5 protein-coding genes are annotated in these 2,340 nt (G+C 71.3%); all 5 read right to left on the bottom strand.

What is annotated here, in order from left to right; translation table 11 throughout:
• Positions 1 to 40 precede the first annotated feature (40 nt).
• Positions 41 to 688: a histidine phosphatase family protein gene (locus ACLQ2O_RS40785; protein WP_425843051.1), complete on the bottom strand. Its 648-nt coding sequence runs from the start codon at positions 686 to 688 to the stop codon at positions 41 to 43.
• 84 nt (positions 689 to 772) lie between these two features.
• Entirely contained in the window at positions 773 to 991 is a 219-nt protein-coding gene (locus tag ACLQ2O_RS40780; RefSeq protein ID WP_425843049.1) for a hypothetical protein, read from the bottom strand.
• Positions 992 to 993: 2 nt separating this feature from the next.
• Complete coding sequence (rsfS, locus tag ACLQ2O_RS40775; RefSeq protein ID WP_425843047.1) at positions 994 to 1,377, bottom strand: ribosome silencing factor; 384 nt, start codon at positions 1,375 to 1,377, stop codon at positions 994 to 996.
• Between the two features lie 7 nt (positions 1,378 to 1,384).
• The gene (gene nadD, locus ACLQ2O_RS40770) at positions 1,385 to 1,996 is read right to left on the bottom strand and encodes a nicotinate-nucleotide adenylyltransferase (protein ID WP_425843045.1); all 612 of its coding nucleotides are present in this window, start codon (positions 1,994 to 1,996) and stop codon (positions 1,385 to 1,387) included.
• Positions 1,997 to 2,014: 18 nt separating this feature from the next.
• On the bottom strand, positions 2,015 to 2,173 hold the full coding sequence (locus ACLQ2O_RS40765) for a hypothetical protein (RefSeq protein WP_425843043.1): 159 nt from the start codon (positions 2,171 to 2,173) through the stop codon (positions 2,015 to 2,017).
• Positions 2,174 to 2,340 lie beyond the last annotated feature (167 nt).

Raw genomic sequence — 2,340 nt, 5'->3', positions numbered from 1 at the left:
GTACTCGACCGCGCCCTGGGGGGCGCGGTCTTGTGGGTGGTTACTGCTGGGGGTCGTCCGACATCACCGGGGCGGGGAGGGAGCCGGCGTTCCATTCCTCGATGCGCCAGTTGTTGTTGCGGCTGGGGAGGAGGGAGATCCAGTTGCAGTTGGAGAGGCCTCCGAAGGCGGGCCAGTGGGCCTGGGGGATGCCTAGGAAGAGGCAGACGCCCACTCGGGCTGCCAGGCCGTGGGTGGCTACCACGACGGTGTCGGAGGGGTCTGCGTCCTCTACGGCGCGCTGGAGGGCGGGGGCGAAGCGGGCTGCTACCTCTTCTACCGTTTCGCCGGCGGTGCCTCGGCGTTGGGGCTCGCCGGCGCGGATGCGGGCGGCGGCCTCGGGGTTCGTCTCGGCGAGCTCGGCCATGGTGAGGCCGGCCCAGTCGTCGACGTCGATCTCGCGGAGCGACTTGTCGTACTCGACAGTGAGGCCGGTGAGCGCGGCCAGCTCGGCGGCGGTGGAGGCGGCGCGCTGGAGGTCGCTGGCGATCAGGCGGGTCGGCGCGAGGGACGCGAGGCGGGCCGCGGCCGCGCGGGCCTGCTCGACGCCGACCTCGTCGAGGGGGATGTCGGCCTGGCCCTGGACCTTGTCCTGGAGGTTCCACTCGGTGCGGCCGTGGCGCCAGACGATCAGGCGTCCTGCAGTCATGTCGCGTGCTCCCGGAGGTCGCGGAGCCGACCGGGCCGACCCCGAATCAAATGAACAGTCCGTACGACGAGCGCCCGCCCGCCATCAGTCCCTGACGATAGTCGCGCTGCCGTCCAGCTTCATCCCGAGCGGCGGGCGCGGCCAGCTCGGTCCGGGACGGGCGAGCGACGCCAGTTCGGTCCTGGACGGGCGAGCCCCCGCCATCAGCGTGTGCGACGCCGTCCACTTCAGTCCGTACGACGAGCAAACACCCGCCGCACAGATCGACGCCGCACAGCCGGCAACCGCCCGCCGTACCAGCAAGCTCAGTCCGTAGCAGCGCCCGGCACCGGCGAGGGCAGCGGGATGATCGGGCAGTCGCGCCACAGGCGCTCCAGCGAGTAGAAGCTGCGCTCCTCGTCGTGCTGGACGTGGATGACGATCTCCAGGTAGTCCAGGAGCACCCAGCGGCCTTCGCGGGCGCCTTCGCGGCGGACCGGCTTGGCGTCGAAGTCCTCGCGCAGTTTGTCCTCGATCGCGTCGACGATCGCGCGGACCTGGCGGTCGTTGGAGGCCGAGGCGACCAGGAACGCGTCGGTGATCGCGAGCTGCTCGGAGACGTCGAACGCGAGCACGTTCTCGGCCTTCTTGTCGTGGGCTGCCTCGGCTGCCGCGGTGAGCAGCTCGACGGCACGTTCGGAGGCTGGCATGGGTTCCTTAATGGTTGATGTAGAGGTCGCGCTTGGCGATGTACTGGACGATGCCGTCCGGGACCAGGTACCAGGTCGGGTTGCCCTTGGCGACCCGCGCGCGGCACTCGGTCGACGAGATGGCCAGCGCGGGCACCTCGAGCAGGGTGATCCGGTCCATCGGGAGCCGGTCGAGCGGGAGCTCGGTCGCCTCGGTCCCCGGCCGGGTGCAGCCCACGAACTGGGCCAGCTTGAACATCTCGTCGACGTCGCGCCAGGTCAGGATCTGGGCCAGCGCGTCGGCGCCGGTGATGAAGAAGAGCTCGGCGTCGGGGTAGAGCTTCGACAGGTCGCGCAGGGTGTCGATCGTGTACGTCGGCCCGGGCCGGTCGATGTCGACCCGGCTGACCGAGAACCGCGGGTTCGAGGCGGTCGCGATCACCGTCATCAGGTACCGGTCCTCGGGCGGGGAGACGGCCCGGTCGGTCTTCTGCCAGGGCTGGCCGGTCGGGACGAAGATCACCTCGTCCAGGTCGAAGTACGCCTGCACCTCGCTGGCGGCCACCAGGTGGCCGTGGTGGATCGGGTCGAACGTTCCGCCCATGACGCCGAGGCGCCGGACCCGCTCCGGGGAGTTCACGTCAGCTCGATCCGCCGCTCAGCTGTGCGGCCGGCCCTTGCCCATGATCACGGTCAGCGCCAGGAGCGCCAGCAGCACGAACAGGGCGAACCCGCCGTACCACCACGGCGAGATGTGCGACGCCTCGCCGGCGGCTTCGGACAGCGGCGCCAGCTGGGGCAGGAGTTGAAGAGCCATGGGCAGAGCCTATCTCGCCCCACCCCCAAGAAGCGGGGGCCGGGGGCCCCCCCCCGCCCGCCCGGGCCCGCCCGCCCGGGTCTCCGCCGCCCCGGCCGCGTCCGGCGCCAACGTCGAGGACCTGCGGATCGACCACAGCCCGGGCCGCCCGGTCGGTGAGGTCGAGC

The organism is Kribbella sp. DT2 (assembly GCF_049844575.1).
Taxonomy (GTDB): domain Bacteria; phylum Actinomycetota; class Actinomycetes; order Propionibacteriales; family Kribbellaceae; genus Kribbella.
This window is presented reverse-complemented; position numbering and strand designations above follow the sequence as displayed.

What these genes read in the sequence shown, in the direction of transcription:
- ACLQ2O_RS40765 (WP_425843043.1), bottom strand. Translation starts at nt 2,173, where the DNA reads ATGGCTCTTCAACTCCTGCCCCAGCTGGCGCCGCTGTCCGAAGCCGCC.
- ACLQ2O_RS40785 (WP_425843051.1), bottom strand. Translation starts at nt 688, where the DNA reads ATGACTGCAGGACGCCTGATCGTCTGGCGCCACGGCCGCACCGAGTGG.
- rsfS (WP_425843047.1), bottom strand. Translation starts at nt 1,377, where the DNA reads ATGCCAGCCTCCGAACGTGCCGTCGAGCTGCTCACCGCGGCAGCCGAG.